This window comes from Pseudoalteromonas sp. McH1-7, from assembly GCF_013366255.1.
Lineage (GTDB): Bacteria > Pseudomonadota > Gammaproteobacteria > Enterobacterales > Alteromonadaceae > Pseudoalteromonas > Pseudoalteromonas peptidolytica.
Window position 1 is genome coordinate 186,147 of sequence record NZ_JABWPQ010000004.1, and the last position, 21,232, is coordinate 207,378.

Sequence of the window (21,232 nt, forward strand, 5' to 3'; positions counted from 1 at the left end):
GCGTCAACTGACATTTTAGGGGGCCCTATGCAGGGTAACAAACAAGTTTTAACAGCGCTAAATCAAGTGCTGACGCTAGAATTAACATCGATTAACCAGTTTTTTTTACATGCAAGAATGTACAAAAACTGGGGCTTAGAAGAGCTCAATGAAAAAGCATATAAAAAGTCTATCAAAGATATGAAGCAAGCGGATGATTTGATCGAACGCATTTTGTTCCTTGAAGGGTTACCAAATTTACAGCACCTAGAAAAGCTTCGGATCGGTGAACATTGCGAAGAAATGATGGCTTGCGATTTAGCTTTTGAACTTGACCAGCTACCAGTGCTGCGTGAAGCCATCGCGCTTTGTGAAAATGAGCAAGATTATGTTAGTAGGGAGCTACTTGAGGCAATTCTTGAATATGAAGAGGACTATGTTGATTGGCTCGAGACACAACATTTCTTAATTAAAAATACTGGCATCGAAAACTATCTGCAGTCGCAGATTGAGGGGTAAGTTATGCAAGGTAATTTAACTATCATTGACTTGCTAAACAAGCAGCTAACATTAGAGCTTTCTTCAATGGATCAGTATCTTGCCCATTCAAAAATGTATGAGGATTGGGGACTGGATAAGTTACACCAAAAGTTAGCTCATGAATACGAGGAAGAGTTGGATCACGCAAAGCGTATTACTGAAAGAATTTTATTTCTTGAAGGGACGCCAGATACTGCATCCCGAGCTCCTATTCATATTGGAAGTGACGTCAAAGAGATGTTAGAGAATGACCTCGCCGCTGAGGTTTTGGTCAAAGATCATCTCAAAAAAGTTATCGCGGTATGTGAGCAAGAGCAAGATTATGTTACTAGAGTAATGCTAGAAAGTCTCTTAGATGACACCGAAATGGATCATATATATTGGCTTGAACAGCACATTAATTTGATAAAACTTATCGGCTTACCCAATTACATTCAGAGCCAGTTATCTAAAAGTTCTGAATGATCCCAGCCACCGCATCAAAAATTTGATGCGGTTTTTCTACTTTTGGAGCCAAGGCTAGTCGGAGTTTTTTAGCGTTTACTGCATTGAATTGGGTTTGATAAGAAGATGATTTAATATGACTTTCAACGCAAAGAGCGAACTCCCTTCTTTTGTTCAATTCAGGTTACTCACAAAATCACCATATTACGACTTTGCTGCTGTACAGCACTTCGATAGTCATTATTGTGAGAGTATATTTGATCAGTATGATTATAATAAAAACAAGCAATCACAATGATCTGAGCTAAGATTTAAATATGTATTAGGTAAGAAGCACTTTGATGAAGAAATTACTCCTGTTTTTTTACTTTGTAAGCTCAATATGCGTTGCTTCAAATGGTGAAAAAGTGCTGCGCATTTATCATGATGCTGATTACTCTAACCTCAGTGAGTCAGCACAAGCAATAAGGATGGGCTTTTTAACCGCGCTTGATTCCGTTGATTATCAAATTCAGGGTTATCGCATCAAGCTGGTCGAGAAAGATCATCGAGGAAATAGCAACAGAAGCCTTTTGCATTTTAAACAGTTTTTAAAAGATAAACAGGCATTGCTTATGCTGGGGGGAGTGCATTCTCCTCCTTATATTAAATTCAGAGACTTCATTAACCAAAACGAAGTACTATTACTGGTTCCCTGGGCTGCGGGAGGGCCTATTACACGCTATCCCAGTGAACAAAATTGGGTTTTCAGGTTGTCAGTCGATGACACAAAAGCAGGAAAAGTTCTGATTAACTATGCCAAGGATAACAATTGTACAGCCCCGCATTTGTTGCTAGAAGACACCGCTTGGGGTCGCTCCAATTACGATACGCTTCTGGAAGAGTTTAAAAGACGCAAGCCTAACAATGTGTTGCCTGTTTCATGGTTTAATTGGTCAACCAAAGAAAATGAAGCGCGTATCATCATCAGGAATATTATTGAAAGTGATCCGCAATGTGTAATTTTTGTAGGTAATGCGATAGAGGGGGGCGAGTTTGTTAAAGCGATGGCCAGTATCGATAAAGCATTAAGGTTGCCTATCGTAAGTCATTGGGGGATCACCGCGGGGAGCTTTTTTGATATCGCGGGAGAGTTGCTTGCCTCTGATGTATCTCTAGCGGTATTACAAAGCTGTTTTTCTTTTGAAAACAAACCTCTCACCACTTATGCTAAACAGGTATTTAATCGTGCAAGCGCTCTTTTTCCAAAAGCCTTTGCTCAAGATGGATATGTAAAAGCAACGCCTGGCTTTGCTCATGGCTATGATCTTGGCAAACTATTGATAGCAGCTGCTAAGCAAGTCACCCTAACGGATTCTATGGCTGATAACCGCAAGCAGCTGAAACGGGCATTTGAAAGTCTAGATATACCTATACAAGGTTTGGTTAAATCTTATCGACAACCATTTACTCGTTGGAGTGAACAAAATGATTCGGCACACGAAGCGCTGACGGAAAATGATCTTTGTATGGGCCAATATCAGAGCGATGGTAGTATCAAATTGCTCCTAAGCGATCTGGAGCTGCATTGAATAGTAGTAAATTTGCTTTAACGAGCAACCGAGCATTCTATGCTTTTTTGAGTCTGACTGTACTGGTGTCACTCTTGCTAAGTGCGTCATTCATGAGCTTACGGGCAAACGTAATAGTCGAAGACCTTGTTCGAGAGACTAATGAAACACAAGCTCACTTGGCGGTAAATAATCTTACGCAATATCTAGAGAGTCGAAAGCAGGTATTAACAGATCTGTCGTCAAATCCAATTATCGTTAACGGCGCAATGGGCACTGGATTATCCGGAGCTAAGCTACAAGACTTTTTACGTAATTTCCAAATTATTGGTAAAGAAGAAAAATTAATGGTGATTAATGTATTGGGAGAAGTTGTATACGCCAATTTTAATTATCATGAGGTGCTAGATCAACAACCTCAATGGCTCGAAAAAATCATCAACGCAGATATCGGAAGCGCAATTGATTTGACCGCCGTCCAAAATCAACACTACTTTACTATTGCTGTGCCCATCTACTACAACGGATTTGCTGAAGGGGCGCTGATTGGAGAGTTTTCAACAAGTCTTGAAACCTTGTTATCAGTGTCAATGGATAATGAGTTTCATAGCATTTCATTGCAAGGTCGTTGGGTTGACTTTTCTGATGTAAAAAATCTCGATGATTTTTTTAGTATTCGTACCCTGGCAATCGGAAGTACGGGGCTTCAGCTTGATTATAGGTTAAGCAAGCAACTTGTCACAAACGAAGTGAAAGGGTTTGTCTGGGATCTTATAGGCGCTATTGCGTTTGGCCTGCTTTTGGCATTCGCTTTGCTATTTATTTTTGGTAAGCAGTTGCTACTCAATCCATTTAAAAAACTCGAAGAATCAAAACAAACACTACAACGAAGTGAAGAAAGGTTTAAGCTCGCGATTATAGGAAGTGATGATGGACTTTGGGATTGGGACTTAGAACGTGAACTTGTATTTTACTCAGATAGATTTAAATCTTTGCTGGGGTTTTCGGTGGATACGCAAGGGTTATTCCGAGCACACATCTCAAGCTTATTTGACCGCGTACATCCAGAAGACCTAGTTAACCTTGAGAATTCGATTAAATATCACATGACAGAAGAGGAGCCTTTTGGCGTAGAGTGCCGCATCAAAACGAGACAAAATAACTATCGTTACTATTGGCTCAAAGGAGCCGCAGCGTTAAAAAATGGGCATGCAAAACGCATTGTTGGCTCTCTTTCTGACATTACCCAACAAAAGCTTCATCAAGAGGCACTAAAAAAAGCAAAAGAGCAGAATGATTTACTAGCTCAAGCAATTGAGTGTGCCAATGTCGGGATAACGATAGCAGATGCTAGTAAGTCTGAGTTACCCATCGTGTTTATAAATGAAGCATTTACACAAATCACGGGATATGGTGATGAGGTACTGGGGGAAAACTGTCGTTTTCTTCAAGGTAAAAATACGCAACAAGGTGCGATAGAAAAGATAAGACAAGCTATTCATAAACGTGAGTTTATAAAGGTAGATTTGATTAACTACACAAAATCGGGTCAGCAGTTTTGGAATAGTCTTCAGATTTCACCTGTATTCAATGACCAAAAGCAGTTAACTGCGTTTGTTGGTATCCAACAAAATATTTCCACAGCGGTTGCAGCAAAAAAAGAGTTGGAGCAAGCGAAGCTACAAGCTGAACAAGCAGCAAAAGCCAAAAGCGAATTCTTAGCGTCGATGAGCCACGAGATTAGGACGCCAATGAATGGTGTAATCGGCATGCTTAGCCTTTTGGAGGATGAAGCGTTAACTGATGCGCAATTACACAAAGTTGGCTTAGCTATGAGCAGTGCTGGGTCGTTATTAAATCTTATTAACGATATTTTAGATTTTTCTAAAATTGAAGCTGGGAAGCTAGACCTGGAGTGGCTAGATTTTGATGTTAGAGCACTGCTTGGAGAGTTAGTTGAGTCCGTAGCCTTACAAGCACAGAAGAAGGGACTAGAGTTAATTCTAGACACTACCACTCTAGAAAAGCCCTTGGTAAAAGGAGATCCAAGTCGATTAAGGCAAATTATCATCAATTTGTTAAGCAATGCCATTAAGTTTACTGAAAAAGGTGAAATTGTAATTCGTGCTTGGTTTTCAGAAATAGAATCACAACTTGTTTTTCACTGTGCAGTGGAGGATACCGGAATAGGGATCCCATCAGATAAAGTGGACAGACTTTTTACAAAGTTCTCTCAGGTGGACGCATCTACAACAAGGAAATATGGCGGAACAGGGCTTGGATTGGCTATTGTTAAACAATTATGCGAATTAATGGGTGGGGATATCGAAATTGATAGCACATACAAGCCTGGAAGCCGTTTTGTTTTTTTTGTGAGACTCACTCCCAGCGATAATACGCTCTTTGAGGCTCCTTTAGTTAATCTAGAAGGCGTTAAAATATTGCTAGTAGATGATAACTTGTCGACTCTAGAGGCACTTGAATCTCAACTAAAACATTGGGGCGCGAATGTTTACAAGGCAAGCTCTGGAATACAAGCATTATCACTATGCGAAGCTGAATATCAAAAAGATAGGCATGCTTTTGATATAGCGTTACTTGATATGACGCTAAGAGGAATGTCTGGTGAACAGTTAGGTGCAGCACTAAAGGCTGATAAGCGCTTCCAAGCCATAAAACTTATTATGATGACCCAAATGGGTGCGAAAGGTGATGGTCAGTTTTATGCTGGGCAGGGGTATTCTGGTTATTTTCCGAAACCCGCCACAACAAAAGATTTATTTGATGCGTTAACGATAGTCGCCGAAGATGGGGAAGCTTTGGCGAACGCGAGACCTCTGGTTACTAGTCATTATCTAAAACTTGTGAGGCAAGGACAAGAATTAAAGGTCGAGTGGCCAACGCCATGTCGGCTCCTCCTTGTTGAAGATAACAAAGTTAATCAAGTAGTTGCTTTGAGTATGTTAAAAAAACTCGGAATAGAGCATATCACAGTGGCAGAAAATGGCTTGTTAGCTATTGAACATTTGAAAAGTCACCAAAAGCAATGTCAATTTGAGTTAGTTTTAATGGATTGTCAAATGCCAGAAATGGATGGCTACAGAGCAACTGAGTTGATCCGTGAAGGAGAAGCGGGAGATATTTACAGGGACATTAAAGTGATAGCGATGACCGCGAACGCAATGTCGGGAGACCGAGAAAAGTGCCTAAACTCTGGAATGAATGACTACCTTAGTAAGCCAATCTCTGAGGAGTCACTCAGTGCAAAGCTGCAATATTGGCTGTATGGTAGCGCGAGTGTGGCCAATGATGATAGTGGGGGAGGAGCATAAAACAGAGGCACACTTTATACCAATTTGACTTAATACTTGCTCAATTTTAAGGAGTAACTCTGACGCTAACAGTGTTAAAAATTTCTTATTTAGAACAATTAAATTGCAAAATTTTGCCTTGCCTATATGGATGTAGGTACCTTAGCGAAAGCAGGACGCGGTAGCGGAGTTATCGACAAGGTTTTCTCGCCTCAAAATAGACCACTTAATTAAGAAAATTGGTATTACAATCTTGGCAGTCTTACTATTTCATGTTACTTTTACTGTATATATAAACAGTTTTTTGCCGCCTTTTGAGAAAAGAACTCCCCAACAAATACTACCTAAGTCATTTTAATGAGTTATTAGGTTATTTACAGTCAACTTGCCAATCTTTGTTGAGCGATAAACAGCACTCGCTATTACAACAATTACAGCGATTACCAGAAAATGAATTATGCTTGTTGGTTCGCTTTATGTCGCGCAAAACTCCTTTTATCGATATTCGTGAGTTGAACTATAAAGAAATAGCTGACATTGAGACTGTTTCGATCAATCTACGAAAGATGGGGTTGCTTCGACCTGGAGATATAGAAGAAATAAAAACGCTGCTGTCGTGCCAAACAAAACCGCAGTTGATACTGCTAGCCGAGGTAATGCAGCTTGAAGGGCAGCCAGCAAAATCTGCTAAGAAAGCAACTTGGATTGACCATTTGCTATGTGCTGCGGAACCTCAGAAGCTTATTCAGCAATCAAGTTTAGCAGCCTTCCTAACTCTTTCATTTTTGCATGATGTTGATTATTTTCTATTTTTATACTTTGGTAAGTTAGGTTATAGCTTGGGACATTTTTCGATGCGAGACCTAGGCGTAATGCAGACCCGTACGGATACTCAGGTGTATCATGCTCATTTTGAACATCGCAGTGAAGCCACGAGTGCTTTTTATTATGCAGCTGAGCGTCGTACATTGGAAGATAAGACACCAGAAGAGTTAATCCAACAAAGCCAAAGAATAGCTTCACACCAAGTACCAGAAGTGATTGGCTCATACGCAGAAGCTGAATTTTCTAAATATGTTTTGTTACTAGCTCAAAAGCTTGGGGTAGAAAGCCCCATTTATGCTGAGCTATTAGAGGTAAGTGGACACCCCAAAGCAGAAGAAGTTCTGATCCGGTTTTTGTATAAATCTGGTAATGAAGAACTTGCGCGACAGAGATTGGAAAAGGTCATTGAAGGTCAACATGATGAAACGTTGATGATATTTGCTGAGGACTTCTACGAGCGAAAGTTTAATAAAAAGCGCACTTCTATTTTAACCGACATGCTCAGAGCGAGCCCGCCACCGATTTCGATTGAAGAGGCATATAAAGGGCAAACTGAAGCAGGAGTTATCGCGCATTACAAACGTCAAGGGATAAATGCGTATCATGTGGAAAATAAGTTGTGGCTCTCTTTGTTTGGACTAACGTTTTGGCAGGAGTTATACCGTCACCCCAAGAATATAATGGCGAATGAATTTTCAAAAACGCCCTCGATATTAAAAGAAAACCGTTTTTATGAAGTGCTTGAAGCCGAGATCGATGAGCGGCTTGCTAAGCTGAGCGACGCTCAAGTCTGGCGGATGTGGCTGCTCAAACAAATGAGTGAGCATTACGCAGAACCTAATCGTTTGTTTCACTGGCATGAAAAACTACTCGAACCAATTGAAATGTTATTAAAACATATACCGGTTAGTAGCTTAAAAAAAGTCCTTCAAATGATGTGTAAAAACTTTAATTCGATGCGCTCTGGCTTCCCTGATTTAATGGTGATCGATCAACAATCACGCATGCGGTTTGAGGAAATAAAGGCGCCGGGTGACAGTTTGAGTCGTAGCCAGCTGGTGAATATCTCCAAGTTATTAAACTGTGGCATACCAACAGCAATCAAAACAGTGAAATGGCAAATCACGCCAGATCAACCCTATGTGGTTGTCGATGTTGAGACGACTGGCGGAAATAAAGATTTTGATCGAATTACAGAGATAGCATTAGTTAAAGTCATTAATGGCGAGATAGTTGACAAATGGCAGTCACTTATCAATCCGATGAGACGTATTCCTCAAAGAATTACGGAGTTAACAGGTATTACACAGTCGATGGTAACTGAGGCTCCGAGGTTCGCTGAAGTGATTGATAAGGTAGAGCAATTTTGTTTGGGTGCTATTTTTGTCGCGCACAATGTTAACTTTGATTATGGTTTTGTAAAACACGAGTTTTTGCGCGCGAATGTTGATTTCTACCGCGCTAAGCTTTGCACTGTAACACTTGCGAGGCAACTAATACCTGGTTTACATTCATACGCACTTGCCCCATTATCAAAGTCATTAGGTGTAAGCCTAAAAGACCACCATAGAGCGATGGCTGACGCTTTAGCGGCCGCAGAAATTTTTATACATATCAATCAGCTTAGGTTAGCACGATAATGTCGATAACTCGGCTGGTACACCATCAATTGGCATTATTTTGGGGAATAGCGGTATGGCTTGGGGCTTTATGTGTCAGTCAGCTTCCTTGGCATGTAATTTTCACGATAGCAATACTTGTGTTTAATAACCTTTGTATTTTCATTTTATTCTGGTGGGACAAGCGTTCTTCAACACTCGCACATTCTCGTGTAGCAGAGAAAAATCTACTGTTGGCAGGGTTACTAGGTTTGAATATCGCAACACCTATAGCCATGTTTGTTCTCAAACATAAAACGATTAAACCAAGCTTCAATTTTAAACTGCTAGCGGTACTGTTTTTTCAATCTTTGGTCTTTGGAGTGTTATTCGTTAATCTATTTATCTTGCGCTAAATAGCGGTTTTTAGCATTTTGTGTTGAAAATTTTTAGTATATGGCTAATTATCAATACACTGAATAGGTGTTAAATAGAGAATAATAATGAGTAAACTTGAAATACTTTTGAGTCAGTATGGTAAGTACCATCGCAGTAGAAAGAATATATTAACCCATTTTTTTGGTATACCCTTAATTGTGCTTGCCATTGTCGGCCTCACTTTTGTACCGTTATGGCAAGTTTCAGGGATCACCATCACACTTTCTGCGCTTCTTGGCGTAATGCTGTGCCTATACTACCTTTTTCTATCCCCTTTATTTGCGCTAATGATGAGTATTGTTATTGCTGGATTTTACTACACCGTATTTATCGTCAATCCAATGCTTATCGAAGCTGAGATAGCAACAACATTGTTTTGGGCCGGTATGTTCTTTGTTGGATGGGTATTACAGTTTATTGGTCATTACTTTGAAGGAAAGAAGCCTGCATTTGTTGATGATCTGATTGGCTTAGCGATAGGGCCATTGTTTGTGTTGGTTGAATTTTTGTTTTTACTTGGTCTATTCAAAGAATTGGAAAATACCATTATTAACAATGCGGGAGGATACAAGTAAATGAGATTGTACTCTCTTCGCTACTATTACCGACAATAGTTGCGTTACACCATGAAACTAAAAGCTTTACCCTAACCACGTTAGCATTTTTTATTTGAAACAACCAAATATCCTAAGCTTTGGATTATTAGTGCCTTCCTAGTAGTCGGTTCAAGTGAAAACTGCCAAGCTATTGGCGTGTACATTCGCCCTGCCTACGGGCGTAGATATTTTAGCGAAAGCAGGGCGCGGTGGCAGCGAAGTTATCTACGAGATTTCGCCTACAAGTAGATTAGTCAAGCAAATTGACATTGAACTTAGTGGTTTAGCCTAAAGTCGGCTGAGTAAAATCCCTTTTCACTCAGCTAGCAGTATGGGTGAATATGTGGCTCCTAGTTGCAATGCTGAGAATAGAATTATTGCAACATTTATCAGGAAGAAAGTAGCTTATACCAATTTTCTTAATTAAGTAGTCCATTTTGAGGCGAGAAAATCTTATTGATAACCCCGCTACCGCGTCCTGCTATCACCAAGGTACCCACCTCCGTGTAGGCAAGGCAAAAATTTTGCTATTTCGTTGTTCTAAATAAGAAGTTTTTACCGCTGTTAGCGTCAGACTTACTCCTTCAAATTGAGCAAGTATTAAGTCAAATTGGTATTATATCGTCATCCGAGTTTCTAGCTTAGAGCCTTTTATTATGGTGATATCTTGGCAATTTAGCCTTACACGACCACAGCGTGTTTCTAGTAAAAATGAGGCTTCAGGATAGTCATCACCTCCTGAATCAACAAACTGCTTTCGAGCACGATGCACCATGATATTCATATGATTAGTCTGAACGCCTAATGCTTTGGCTAAATCATCGCGATACATCCAGCCTTGAACATCCGATTCTAGACCTGCATCTTTGTCTTGAATTCGAGCTCTAGCGAGCAATAACAACAAGTAGTGATGACTTCTTACACCCAGATCTAGATGTTTGTGGTCTATGTTTAAGGATAACTGTGTATCCTCCTCATCTTGACTAACATTAAACTCAAGTGCCATGGGCTTAGCTGCTTTTTGACACTCCAAATGTTTGGTCACTGCAATGGTCGTAGCGGAAAAAAACATCCACTGATCATTCATTAACGAAATAATACTACCATCGATAAGCGCTTGACGATCTGATGTGTTTAAATCTTCTAAGAACCAATAACTGAGTAATTTATCATAGTAAATGATATGTTTTGGCTCATCTTCACTCGGAAGAAGTAACTGATTAGTGACTTCTATCACTTTTTGGTTGTTAGACTGAGAGACTAAGTATTGGCATTCGGTTTGTAAATTTGCTGCCACAAAAGAGTTTTGACCTGGCGCTGCAAAGTCAATTTTGTCATTTTCAAAGAGTTGATAGGGTAAATTTTTATCAAGTTTTTTATCATTGATCCAAATACCGTTGGTGCTCACATCTCTGATAAACCATTTGTTCTCATTGAGTTCAATAATGGCATGGTGTCGTGAAACTCCAGGCTTGTCTATCAGAGTATCTACACTGTATTTATAGCGACCGATAGTGTGGTAGCTTTTAAGATAGACTCTTTCGAGTTTCTGTTCGTCGATTAAATAAGCCATAGTTAGTTCCGTATAACTTTGATGAAAATTTCATGCTTGTCGCATTTTACCATATTTAACTCAGCAGAGACTGCATTTGGGTTATAAGAGGTATAAGTGCCGAGCAGCATACAATCTTATTCCCTTCTACTCAATAATAAAGACCCACGAGGTGGGTCTCGTTGAGGGAAGATTTAACCAGTACTTTAATACTGGAGTGGCCCAACTTGGCATAACAGTTGTTTTAGTTTGATGCGAAACCCAATAGGTCAGGCCGTTTGTCTGTAGGGTGATAAATCCTAGTCAACACTAACAGTCTAAGAGGTTTATGAAAATTAAGCCATTACACAGCATTACACTTAAGTTACTGCCTTGTTGGGCATATCAGCTTGAATTAATTTCTGACATAAACCATAGTTAATGAAGAGACCAACATAAAAGCAGTTGCACAAATTTTGTAATGTTTGTAGAGCGATAGGTATCAATACCTCACCCAAACCTAATGAGATCTAACTTCGGTTTTAGCGTCGGCTCTTCCTTTTTTATTATCACGTTTTTGAATGATGACATACGTACTAATCGTAGCGTCTCCAGACATGCTAGGAGTATATCATGGGCCAATACAAAGCGCTGAAAACAATAAAATTACAAGGAGAGTTTCCACTCTGTGATCATTTTGATTCAGAGCCACTAAGTTTAGACAGCACTGCTCTAAAAGTAGTGACCGACTTTACTCGAAGGCAACCGCAAGTAATATCAAAAGATGTGGATATAGATCATGCGTTATACATGATGAAAAACGGCCACGTACGTTCAAAGTTGGTTGTTGATGATGACGATAACTTTCTTGGTGTGGTTAATTGCCGTGATCTTTCAGGGCGTAAAGTATTGAGCGTAGCACAAAGGAAGCAAATACCAAGAGAAGAAGTTTGCGTCGAGGATGTGATGACAACAAAGGATGATCTTCATGCTGTTTCTTATGATGTTGTGGCTAAAAGTACAATCGGTGACGTGCTAGAGACGCTACAACAGTTAGGTTTACAGCACGTGCTGTTGTCAGGAGCTGATGGGTTGAGAGGTATGGTTTCTGCCAGCGACATCGCAAGAGCACTCCATATACCTGTTAGTATTTTACAAAAACCAACCTCATTTAAAGAAATTTTCGATGTGATCAGTGGACGTGAAGATTTTACTAATTAAGCAAAAATATAGATGATTAGTGAGGAAACTCATTAATCATCCAAAGGCTAGGTTTGCAGGCTTTTCGTTTTACAAAAGCGAGTTAGGTAATTAGGTACTGCAAAAAGCCCCAGCAAAAGCTTAATATGAGGGTCGGGAGTTGCTTTGTAAGAATTTTAGCGCCCCACAAATTGCGGCTACTTGACCGACTATGCAGCTTTCTGGCGTCGCATTTTTACCATCTGGGTACACTTCGGTTGTCGTGACGTAAGGTGCATTTGTCATCCCCATACATAACCCCAGTGCTGTCCCATCATAATTTATTACACCAAATTGCTCTATTGGTACACCAATCAACTGGTTGTTAATATCTGAAGGGGCTATTTGGGTGACTGCTTTGACCTCTTCGATGACACACTTTTGAAACTCTGCCGCTGGTTTTTGAGTGTGACCGACTAAATAAAAACCATCAGGAATGTTCCAGTTGTGATTTTCTTTGCCATCTCTTGCTGCTAGAGCTGGTCGAAATTCTGAGTTATCAGAGTCCGTCGTTTCATGTAAATCAATGTGGCATAAGATGTTATTTGATTTTTGCAGTACAAATTGAGTAGCTAATGCAGACTCTTGTGCTGGACTATTATCATAAAATGAACGATTGGGATCGATAGCGTCAGGATTCCAGCGGTTAATTGTTTCGTAACCCCAAGGACTAAGGCATGGTAGAATAATAAAGTTATATTGTTCCTCATACTTCTTAGCTTGAGTGCTAGCAAAGTCAAGCGCGCCATGTACTCCACTTGTCTCGTATCCGTGTACGCCACCGGTGACCAAAACTGTTGGGTTGTTTTCGTTCCAGTGCGAAGTAGTAAGGGCGTATAAAGTGTAATCTTGGGTTTGGTAATGTAATTGACCATACTCTGTTGTTTCAAAAGCATGTTTTAATTGCTCAATTTGAGAAACTACTTCATCATTATAGGAACGTTTTACGGACTGGCGTTCAAGCCATTGCTGTTTCTCTGTTTTGCCCCAAGGTACACCTGGTGTACCTATCGGATATTGTCTTTGCATGCTAACCTCTTTAAAGTTTGCATCATCATACGCAATAGCTTGTTTGTAACGCAACCCCAACTACCAGCGTTTGAAACTGTCTTAGATTAGAAGTAGCCAAGTACTTTTAAACTGCGCTGTTGCGCTTGGCTCGGTTTAAACGACCAAAGCCTTAGCGTCCTGTTAGCCATATGGAGCTTGGTATAACTAAACCAAAGTATGCGTTCAACCGAAATTTTTTCTACTTCTTCAGCGGGTATGTAGTATTTTTGACCAAATAGGGTTTGATAAGCTACTCCTTGATTACAAACAATCACTCTGCTTTGACCACTGAAAATAGCCCAAACCCCGACGATGATATAAAAGATGATGGCTGCTGATAGTGCCATTTGTGCAAAAGAAAACATGTAGATGCTGTCAGATATGAGCAACGCATCTAATGCAACTAAGCCGAGGGCAAAAACAGACAGGGAAATAAAAAATGAGAGGTTCATTCCTAGTTTTAACTCTTTCACAATTGTTCCTATTTACTTCTATTAATCAAAGAGCGTGCAAATTATTGCAACAAGATGAATCAATTGTGGAGGCTAGGAACTTTTCTATCTAATTCATTCTTTACTATGATAGGTGCGGTTATTTTTGGTTAATTAGTATGGTTAACATTCCGAGGAGTTGTAATGTGGTAAATAGTCGCCATATCGTCTGTAATTTAATATGTGATATTTTTAATATGACAAATACTAAAAGTTAGCATATTGTTTAAGTCTATGTGGGTTACTTTTAGTCTTGAAATACCTATTTTGGTATTTTGCATTAAAAAGGTTAAGGAAAAATTATGAAATTTGAACAACTACTAAATCACTTTGACACTGGTATTTGTGTTGATCAAATGCAAAAAGAGGCGCTTATCGACATCGCAATATTGTTCATTGGAGTAGATGGAGTGATATGCGAAAGCGAGAAACATATTGTCAGAAAGTGGGCAAAAAGTTTGCAATGGAATTCCGCGATAGATTTGGATAGTTATATAGAGGACAGCTTATCAAAATCTGTCGTTGCGATAAAAAACAATGATATTGAGGCTTATGTGCAACATCGTATGAATAACATTGTGGATGAGCCGATGAGAAAATTAGCAAAAGATCTCGCTATACGCGTGATTGAAGCTGACGGTAACGTCAAGCAAGCTGAAAAAGAAGCATTAGCCATTCTTGAAGCTGAGCTATGATAGCTTATACGCCATCATTTAAGCAAAATAGAGTGAACCAAGGCACTTTTATGGTGGTTCACTCGATACTTGATACTCAAAGTAAGTCAAAAAGCTCCTCTCTGTGAGATTTTGAATAGAAATCTAGGTTTACTAGTTTATATGTGAATATTTAGACCTTACCTGATAACCCTTTAGGGTAAATTATTAAGTTTTTGAAAACTGTTGGATCAACCCAGTTTGTTGTTCAATTTGCGCAAGTAACTCCTTACTTAACTCAAAAGATCTGTCTCCATGTTCAGTACCTTTTTCAGCCAATGTGGTTACGCTCTCGACGTTAATACTGATTTGCTTAGCAACACAGCTTTGCTGTTCAATAGCTGCAGCTACACTGCGATTTAGATCCGCCAAGCGGATAACATAGCTCTGAATTGTGTCCAGACTAGAGCCATTGTTCATCGCTAGGTTGACACTTTGGCTCGACAGATTATTACTTTTTTGAACTGATTCGACTGCAGAATTTGAAATCTCGTTCAGTTCTTGTAGTAATTGAGTTATTTCTTCTGTGGAAGACTGGGTTCTTTGTGCCAAAGTGCGAACCTCATCGGCAACTACTGAAAACCCTTTACCGTGATCACCTGCTCGTGCAGCCTCAATAGCGGCGTTCAGCGCCAACAAGTTGGTTTGGTCAGCTATTGAATTGATGACACCGAGAATATTTTGTATTTTGTCGTTTCCCGATACTAAGCGGTTAACTGCATTATTTACTTCCATTAGGTGGGTATCAAGATAATGAATTGAATCTATTACATCTTTGACTGCTGATTTCCCCAGTCCTGCTTGCTGTTCAGACTTTGAGGCTGTATCGGCTGCATGATTTACATTTTCAGAGAGTTCATCAATCGTCTGTGAGAACTCACCCATGCACGTTACCATCTCTTTTGTTTCTGTAGTCTGTTGTTTTAGTAACTCAGATACAAATTGGCCACTTTTTGTAGTGAGGCGAGCATTCTCACTCACTTGTATTGATACATCATTTACGCGTCCGACTACGGCGGCAATCTTGGCCTTTTGCATTTCAAAGGCAAGCATAATATCTGCAACCCTATCTTTCGAACCACCATATATCGTCGACATAATATCATTATCAAAAATACACTTTGCTTGGGCAAGAACACGGACATATTTGGCCCTAAAATTAAGTGTAAGCAGAGTAACTATTAGTAATAAAAAAGCAGGAAATAGTGTAAACCAGTGACTATTAAATACGGGCGTTAGGGCAAGTGAAAGGATGGTTGCGACTAACAAGTATAAGATAATTAATGTACTGTCAAACCTGTAAATTTTGGATTTATTATCAAGAGTTTTATAGGCGCTCTGTGCTCGCGCTACCACCTCAGGACTTGGTGCTGTCCTCACAGACTGATATTCAACAATTTCTCCCTTAGTGTCTCTTATTGGTGTAACAAACGCGTTGACCCAATAATAATCACCATTTTTCGCTAAATTTTTAACTGGACCCATCCAAGAGTCACCACGTTGAATAGTAGACCACATATTCTTAAAAGCAGCTTTTGGCATATCTTTATTTCGAACTAAATTATGTGGCTGGCCTAACATTTCCCCAATGGTATATCCGGCAACTTCGCAAAAAGACTGATTTGCATAAGTAATACGACTATCCAAGTCTGTTGTTGAAAGTAAAATACTATGCTTATCCAACTTTATTTCCCTACCTACTATTTTTGGCATTATTGTTTATCTCGGTAGCTTAAGACTGGAGAAATATAAATCTAAGACTTTATAGTCAGAAGTATTTTTTACAAAAGTGGGATACTAAAGCGATGTTCTATGATTGAGATCATTATTTGGTAAGTCACCTACAGCCAAGCAACATTGCGTCTGACAAATCAATAGCGGTCACTATAAATCATGTTAAGAGTTAACTTCAGAAGCCGTGAATCTCGGGGTTGAGCTTACACTCAATTTTCGCAGATTAAGTTAATAATTTTGAATCTAGATAGTCTACTCAATGAAGCTTTTTACGAGGAAACAATTTAGCCGAAGCAGGCTAAAATTATTGAGAACCATTCGCATTATTTTGGAGTGTTTGCTTAGTTGGCAATAACTATCAGTTAGACAAAGCTTCTGTAAAAACAACGGGCAGAAATGGTCAACATAAATTGTACCTTTACCAGTTACCCGTTGTTCAACAAAGTTCTATCGAGACATATTTTATGCTTTTGATAACACAGCGATAAAATATGCTGGAGAGTGCTCGAAGCTATTCAAGGATACCTTGAGTTGATAATCCTTATCTGTTTTTGTTTGTGAGTGGCCATGAGAAGTACTCTGATCATTTGAGATTTTTTCTGCGGAATAGTTAAACGCGCAACTAAAGCAGTTCTTTTCACTATAAGGACACTCAATACCAATAGCGAATTCATTTAATTCTTCTCCAGTTACGGGATCGTTGATGGTAAATGAAAACCCAGCTTGCGTGCCAATTAGAGCGCCTTCCTTTTTAGAAGTTGACACAAGCCCTGCAAATCTGCAAGAGTCATTAGGATCAGATTTATTTTCAACCATGCCCGGTATCAAACTCGTATAAACGAGACACTTACCATGTTTGTCATGTCGATGAAGGTACTTGATGTCTTCGCCAGTATTATTGACGACATAAAGAATACACTGTGCTGACTTATCAAAAAACCAAAGGATAGGGATCACAAGTGCAATAAATGTTGCGACTACGATGTCTAGGATTTCAGCTACTTCTTCACTATCAGCAAGTAGCTCATCAATCATTTCTTCCATTAACTGCTTGGTGAGCTTTCCCTCATCTTTAATGAGCTTTTTCTTCAGTTGTTCACACATTTTATTAGTAATTGCAGCGACTTCATGTTTAATAAAAACTGCAGTAACCTGCTGTGATGTAGGGTTTGGAGGAAGATCTTTAAGTGCAGCAGACAACGTGAGTAACTGCTTACAGCAGGTTTCTATTTCATCACCCTCTGCAGAATTCATCTTTTCAAACATTTCAGATGTGATGGCAATTGCACCCTGATTACTAGGTTGATCAGTAGAAGAAAGTGATAAGAGCATCTCATTTTGAACGTCATAGAGTTGTTCAGCCGTCTGTGCTTGCTCAAACTTTTCCGCCCAATTCGGAAATACGTTTTCAAAACTGGTTTTTAGGTCTGCAATAATGTTTTCATATACGCTCATGGTTTTTCCTTAATGACTTTGGTTAATATCATTTTTAGAATAGTTGAGCGTCTAAAAAATCGTAATTACACGTTGTTACAGGTTATTACAGTATCGATTGGTGTAAAAAATGCAAAAAGAAATAGGCTCTATTACTTTTTGGTATTTGAGGTAAGTTATAATAGATTTTCCTGAAATATTCTTAGTTTTCTGACGGGGTTTCTGTGCTTTTTTACCAAGATTCGGTCATAGCTATGACGGTATGCGATTGTTACGAGCGTCAAAATAAATAAGAACGAAAGCAATGTGTATGCACAGCTTAGGAAAGTGCTATAACTTATTGAACAGGGTAAGGAAAAGTTGGTCGGCATAGCAGGATTTGAACCTGCGACCCCTGACACCCCATGTTGCATAATGTGAAACTATTAAAGTCCAGTAAAAACAGTGTGTTATGTTTGTTTTAAGGGCTTTCTAAGCTGTGTTTTTTCATAAAATACGGTAACAAGCTCTAAATTAATTATATAAAAAACAGTATGTTATAAAGTCGTTTTTTTAAAACTACTGTATAATGGTACGCAATTAGTGTGGTTTTTTTGAGTCAGAAAACAAGGACGTTAAGAGAAATAAAAAGCCCACATTGACGTGGGCTTTGCATTAGTTTTTTTTGCCTGAATAGACTAAAGATTTACACTTAAAGGGGCTACTTCTACCCACTCAACATCATGAGTATCAGTGTAAATTCTCGTTGTATTTTCGTCAGCGTGAGCCATCCTTTGCGTTAGATTTTGCCCTGACGATTTAAGCGCTTTTGCAGATAACCTTCGTATTTCGTGGAATGTTGGACGTCGCTCTTTTGGTAGATGGTCGAACAACCCCAGCTGGTCACGAACATCTGAAAAACCACGACTGATGTTGTTGCTCGTCATCTGAAAGCGATGATCACAGTATTTCGAGATTTTATTATTCTTGATGGGTTTGCGTCTCACAATGTAAGGGCAAACAAGCCGATCTGTTTTTGATAAATCAATTGCTGTTTTTAACTCTGGCGTAATAGGGATTGCGACAAAGCTAGACTTCTTGTGCTGCGACTTATGGCGATGAATGTACATAGTGCCAAATGTCATCACGTTTTGTTTAGATATGTCACACCAAGTCTGCTTTGGCTCTTTAAACCACACGCAGCCGCATTCACCTTCTTTCGGCTTCATGAGTTTATGTTTAAGCCGGTGCAACTCTTTTACTGCGTGAGTTGATTGCAAGCAAATGCTCATGGCTACCTTTAACCAAAGCGGGGCTGCATCGTAAATCTTTAAGTAAGCATCTTTGTCTAAATCTGCACGGTCCTTTTTCTTTTCTTCGCGCTTAATCATCTTGAATTTTTTGCCAGAACTAGGGTGAATATCAACGCCTTGTTCATCCATCAAATAATCAAAATACTTATTTAAAAAGCTAAGCTTTCGGTTGTATACATTTTTCGACTTACCTGGTTCAACGCAGTAGTGATTTAAATAGTCAGTTGCGTGTTCTGAGGTTATTTCTTTACTCAATACATGACCAAATAGAACATTGAGGCGTTCAACATCTTTTACGAATGTGTTAAATGCATTCTCTCCCAGTTCTTCCTCCGATTTTACACGCCCAATTATTACTTTGCCCCAATCAATAAGAGGGCGGTTATACTTGTCTAATTTTGAGGCGAATATGCTTGCTGGGTCACGGTACATTTCGTTGTAACTTTGCGCTGCGTGGTACGCATCAATAAAAGAAGTTCCTTCAGGAAAGAAAACGTCTTTACCTTTCTCATTTCTAAAAAAGTAACGATCAACGCCTCTTACGGCTTTTTTGTGCAATCCTTCGGGCCACTCTTCGCGGCCCTGTACTCTTCGTCTTGGTGCCATAAATCACCTGTTTACCACTAAATGAGTGAGTAGTTGAGTATGCTTTCTATCTTCTGTAACTATAATTAAGTTTCTGCCACTCGGTAGCTCCTCAATTCGATGATTCTTTGGCAAGCCACCTTGAGTTTTCCATTGTCTAATCCATTTAGAAACTGCAGGCGCCTTAACTTTTCCATGACACACATTTTCTGCATACTCTCTTGGCGTATAAACTCTTTCAGATTGGTTTTTCATTAGCTCACCTTTTCAAGTGGAACAGCAAACACCGCTTGAGGGCCGTCTTCTGTCTCGTATATAGAGAGAAGGAAAGAGCCTTCGTAATCACAAATGGGGTTCCAATCGCTAATGTCTGGGTCGCCGTCACTAAAATAACGTTCAAACTGTTCGTTACTACATTCGTCTTCAAAGTGAATGAACTTAAGTCTATATCCCTGTTGAAGCGTGTAATCATTTGTCTCAGTTAAAGTGTTTCTTTCGTCCCATGTCTGCCAGTCGGGGTGGTCCCAGTAACCAAGTTCGTTTCGTGCAATCTCAACAGGTGCTAATGTCTTGGCTTTGGGCAGAGAATCAAGTAAAGCCTTTACCTCGGACCCGCCTCCAATACAATACTGGCGAATGGCTGATTCCATTCTGTGGGCAATTTCAGCAAATTGCCAAGCAGCACAATAAACCCAGTTATGATGGGTAAATGTTTCTGCTTCTTGTTCGGTCTTTGGTAAATATGAATGCTCGCCACGCAATCCCGCTTTAAGCGCTTCTGTTCTAAGTATGTCGTTAATCATATTTGGGGTCATGTTATCTCCTACCAAGGCACAAGGCCATTTGCTATACGTTGTTTATTCCATTTCTCTACTAAAATAGCAGCCTCAGCGTATTCATTTTTGTCTGGCTCGTCTTTACCTTTACACCAAGCTAGCTGTAACGCGGTGGCTGCTACCATGTCCATTACTGGTAACCTTGGTCGATTTTCTGTTTCAATTGGCTCGACAGGTTATTAACTAGGTTTGTTAGCTCGGTTGATGTTAGGATGAAATCAGCGATTAGCTTTTTAGCCATATCTTCTTTTGGGATGTCTGCATTCCGCTCTTTTATGATGTCCGAGTATTTGATTTGCTTAATTGCGCCAGAGGTTTCAAAAGTAAATCTAAGTTGCTCTGTCTTCATCGCTACTTTGGTAACAAAGCAATTACTGATAAGGTCTTGAACTTGTTGTGAGCTTAGTTCGTGATCCTTAAGAGTAACCTCTGAACTCTTTTCGTGGCCGTCACTGAACGTAGCATCTCCACCAAATTCAAAACCGTCTGGTGCCCAATGCTCTTTGATATGCTCAGTTAGCGCTAAATCCGTGGCAACGTCTGCGAAAGCTGGTGTAACTGGCAATGTTCCAAGAGATTTTCGAAGTAGGGCCAGCGTTTCTTCTGCTTTGTTAAAGCTTGAGGCATTTACGATAATTAACTCAGCTTTAGTGTCTATAAAGACATAAATATAAGACGACTTGACTAGTGCGCTAGGCAGCAAGGCGCTTAAGATGTTTTCTTTAAGATCGTCACGCACCTTCTTCTTAACAGGGCGGTTGTCTTCTTTCTCTATTATGCTGACCTTTTCTGCAACCATTTCATTTATGACTGCGGTAGGTAGTACTTTATCTTGTCTACGTGCCTTTAATAGTATTTTTCCATCTTCAAAGTGGGCTAGAGTGGTGCCGTATTTACCTAAAGCATTAACCCACCCAAATGAAGTTATATCTTGCGCTCCACAAGGCTTTGCTGCTTCGTGCTGTAACGCTTCTTCAAATTGCGTTTGCTCATAATTTGGTGTGTCTTTGTATTTGTATGCTATTGCGTTAGTGAAAAACATTGTA

The 21,232-nt window shown here is 39.6% G+C and carries 19 protein-coding genes; 9 read left to right on the forward strand and 10 right to left on the reverse strand.

The window, feature by feature from the left end:
* Nucleotides 1-27: 27 nt before the first annotated feature.
* The 7 genes from bfr (HUZ36_RS04305) (at nt 28) to HUZ36_RS04335 (ending at nt 9,260) form a co-directional block, all read left to right on the forward strand.
* Nucleotides 28-498 carry a bacterioferritin gene (gene bfr / locus HUZ36_RS04305; protein WP_125253026.1) on the forward strand — a complete coding sequence of 157 codons (471 nt, stop codon included), beginning with the start codon at nt 28-30 and terminating at the stop codon, nt 496-498.
* 3 nt (nt 499-501) lie between these two features.
* The gene (gene bfr, locus HUZ36_RS04310) at nt 502-984 is read left to right on the forward strand and encodes a bacterioferritin (protein ID WP_128730946.1); all 483 of its coding nucleotides are present in this window, start codon (nt 502-504) and stop codon (nt 982-984) included.
* 320 nt (nt 985-1,304) lie between these two features.
* Nucleotides 1,305-2,534, forward strand: a complete 1,230-nt coding sequence (locus tag HUZ36_RS04315) for an ABC transporter substrate-binding protein (protein WP_176032095.1) — start codon at nt 1,305-1,307, stop codon at nt 2,532-2,534.
* Entirely contained in the window at nt 2,531-5,845 is a 3,315-nt protein-coding gene (locus HUZ36_RS04320; protein WP_254879466.1) for a response regulator, read from the forward strand. The genes HUZ36_RS04315 and HUZ36_RS04320 overlap by 4 nt, the downstream gene beginning before the upstream one ends.
* A gap of 293 nt (nt 5,846-6,138) precedes the next feature.
* Entirely contained in the window at nt 6,139-8,289 is a 2,151-nt protein-coding gene (locus tag HUZ36_RS04325) for an exonuclease domain-containing protein (RefSeq protein WP_176032097.1), read from the forward strand.
* On the forward strand, nt 8,289-8,663 hold the full coding sequence (locus HUZ36_RS04330; protein ID WP_125253022.1) for a DUF1294 domain-containing protein: 375 nt from the start codon (nt 8,289-8,291) through the stop codon (nt 8,661-8,663). The genes HUZ36_RS04325 and HUZ36_RS04330 overlap by 1 nt, the downstream gene beginning before the upstream one ends.
* 87 nt (nt 8,664-8,750) lie before the next feature.
* Nucleotides 8,751-9,260 (forward strand): Mpo1 family 2-hydroxy fatty acid dioxygenase, encoded by a 510-nt coding sequence (locus HUZ36_RS04335; protein WP_176032098.1) that lies wholly within the window; start codon nt 8,751-8,753, stop codon nt 9,258-9,260.
* A gap of 637 nt (nt 9,261-9,897) precedes the next feature.
* Here HUZ36_RS04335 and HUZ36_RS04340 read toward each other — a convergent pair.
* Nucleotides 9,898-10,854: an FHA domain-containing protein gene (locus tag HUZ36_RS04340; protein ID WP_125253019.1), complete on the reverse strand. Its 957-nt coding sequence runs from the start codon at nt 10,852-10,854 to the stop codon at nt 9,898-9,900.
* 591 nt (nt 10,855-11,445) lie between these two features.
* Between HUZ36_RS04340 and HUZ36_RS04345 the strand changes: the two genes are divergently transcribed.
* On the forward strand, nt 11,446-12,033 hold the full coding sequence (locus HUZ36_RS04345; RefSeq protein WP_176032099.1) for a CBS domain-containing protein: 588 nt from the start codon (nt 11,446-11,448) through the stop codon (nt 12,031-12,033).
* Between the two features lie 120 nt (nt 12,034-12,153).
* Here the strand turns inward: HUZ36_RS04345 and HUZ36_RS04350 are convergent, their stop codons facing one another.
* On the reverse strand, nt 12,154-13,080 hold the full coding sequence (locus HUZ36_RS04350; protein ID WP_176032100.1) for a M14 family metallopeptidase: 927 nt from the start codon (nt 13,078-13,080) through the stop codon (nt 12,154-12,156).
* Nucleotides 13,081-13,166: 86 nt separating this feature from the next.
* Complete coding sequence (locus tag HUZ36_RS04355; RefSeq protein ID WP_147391406.1) at nt 13,167-13,574, reverse strand: hypothetical protein; 408 nt, start codon at nt 13,572-13,574, stop codon at nt 13,167-13,169.
* 320 nt (nt 13,575-13,894) lie between these two features.
* Here HUZ36_RS04355 and HUZ36_RS04360 point away from each other — a divergent pair, with 320 nt between their 5' ends.
* Entirely contained in the window at nt 13,895-14,287 is a 393-nt protein-coding gene (locus HUZ36_RS04360; protein WP_128730940.1) for a hypothetical protein, read from the forward strand.
* Nucleotides 14,288-14,473: 186 nt separating this feature from the next.
* On the opposite strand, the gene HUZ36_RS04365 is transcribed toward HUZ36_RS04360, so the two are convergent.
* The 7 genes from HUZ36_RS04365 to rdgC all read right to left on the reverse strand — a co-directional run bounded on the left by HUZ36_RS04365 (nt 14,474) and on the right by rdgC (nt 21,228).
* Nucleotides 14,474-15,988, reverse strand: a complete 1,515-nt coding sequence (locus HUZ36_RS04365; protein WP_254879468.1) for a methyl-accepting chemotaxis protein — start codon at nt 15,986-15,988, stop codon at nt 14,474-14,476.
* Nucleotides 15,989-16,501: 513 nt separating this feature from the next.
* The gene (locus HUZ36_RS04370; protein ID WP_147391420.1) at nt 16,502-17,494 is read right to left on the reverse strand and encodes a hypothetical protein; all 993 of its coding nucleotides are present in this window, start codon (nt 17,492-17,494) and stop codon (nt 16,502-16,504) included.
* A gap of 656 nt (nt 17,495-18,150) precedes the next feature.
* Complete coding sequence (locus HUZ36_RS04375; protein ID WP_176032102.1) at nt 18,151-19,371, reverse strand: tyrosine-type recombinase/integrase; 1,221 nt, start codon at nt 19,369-19,371, stop codon at nt 18,151-18,153.
* Nucleotides 19,372-19,374: 3 nt separating this feature from the next.
* Nucleotides 19,375-19,605 carry a hypothetical protein gene (locus HUZ36_RS04380; RefSeq protein WP_176032103.1) on the reverse strand — a complete coding sequence of 77 codons (231 nt, stop codon included), beginning with the start codon at nt 19,603-19,605 and terminating at the stop codon, nt 19,375-19,377.
* Nucleotides 19,605-20,165 (reverse strand): hypothetical protein, encoded by a 561-nt coding sequence (locus HUZ36_RS21930; RefSeq protein ID WP_368659784.1) that lies wholly within the window; start codon nt 20,163-20,165, stop codon nt 19,605-19,607. The genes HUZ36_RS04380 and HUZ36_RS21930 overlap by 1 nt, the downstream gene beginning before the upstream one ends.
* A gap of 8 nt (nt 20,166-20,173) precedes the next feature.
* Complete coding sequence (locus HUZ36_RS04390; RefSeq protein ID WP_176032104.1) at nt 20,174-20,317, reverse strand: hypothetical protein; 144 nt, start codon at nt 20,315-20,317, stop codon at nt 20,174-20,176.
* Nucleotides 20,317-21,228 carry a recombination-associated protein RdgC gene (gene rdgC, locus HUZ36_RS04395; protein WP_176032105.1) on the reverse strand — a complete coding sequence of 304 codons (912 nt, stop codon included), beginning with the start codon at nt 21,226-21,228 and terminating at the stop codon, nt 20,317-20,319. The genes HUZ36_RS04390 and rdgC overlap by 1 nt, the downstream gene beginning before the upstream one ends.
* Nucleotides 21,229-21,232: the final 4 nt, after the last annotated feature.

Bases quoted from the DNA above. Each gene is read 5' to 3' on its own strand.
- bfr (WP_125253026.1), top strand. From the start codon at position 28: ATGCAGGGTAACAAACAAGTTTTAACAGCGCTAAATCAAGTGCTGACG.
- bfr (WP_128730946.1), top strand. From the start codon at position 502: ATGCAAGGTAATTTAACTATCATTGACTTGCTAAACAAGCAGCTAACA.
- HUZ36_RS04315 (WP_176032095.1), top strand. From the start codon at position 1,305: ATGAAGAAATTACTCCTGTTTTTTTACTTTGTAAGCTCAATATGCGTT.
- HUZ36_RS04330 (WP_125253022.1), top strand. From the start codon at position 8,289: ATGTCGATAACTCGGCTGGTACACCATCAATTGGCATTATTTTGGGGA.
- HUZ36_RS04335 (WP_176032098.1), top strand. From the start codon at position 8,751: ATGAGTAAACTTGAAATACTTTTGAGTCAGTATGGTAAGTACCATCGC.
- HUZ36_RS04340 (WP_125253019.1), bottom strand. From the start codon at position 10,854: ATGGCTTATTTAATCGACGAACAGAAACTCGAAAGAGTCTATCTTAAA.
- HUZ36_RS04345 (WP_176032099.1), top strand. From the start codon at position 11,446: ATGGGCCAATACAAAGCGCTGAAAACAATAAAATTACAAGGAGAGTTT.
- HUZ36_RS04350 (WP_176032100.1), bottom strand. From the start codon at position 13,080: ATGCAAAGACAATATCCGATAGGTACACCAGGTGTACCTTGGGGCAAA.
- HUZ36_RS04360 (WP_128730940.1), top strand. From the start codon at position 13,895: ATGAAATTTGAACAACTACTAAATCACTTTGACACTGGTATTTGTGTT.
- HUZ36_RS04370 (WP_147391420.1), bottom strand. From the start codon at position 17,494: ATGAGCGTATATGAAAACATTATTGCAGACCTAAAAACCAGTTTTGAA.
- HUZ36_RS04375 (WP_176032102.1), bottom strand. From the start codon at position 19,371: ATGGCACCAAGACGAAGAGTACAGGGCCGCGAAGAGTGGCCCGAAGGA.
- HUZ36_RS04380 (WP_176032103.1), bottom strand. From the start codon at position 19,605: ATGAAAAACCAATCTGAAAGAGTTTATACGCCAAGAGAGTATGCAGAA.
- HUZ36_RS21930 (WP_368659784.1), bottom strand. From the start codon at position 20,165: ATGACCCCAAATATGATTAACGACATACTTAGAACAGAAGCGCTTAAA.
- HUZ36_RS04390 (WP_176032104.1), bottom strand. From the start codon at position 20,317: ATGGACATGGTAGCAGCCACCGCGTTACAGCTAGCTTGGTGTAAAGGT.
- rdgC (WP_176032105.1), bottom strand. From the start codon at position 21,228: ATGTTTTTCACTAACGCAATAGCATACAAATACAAAGACACACCAAAT.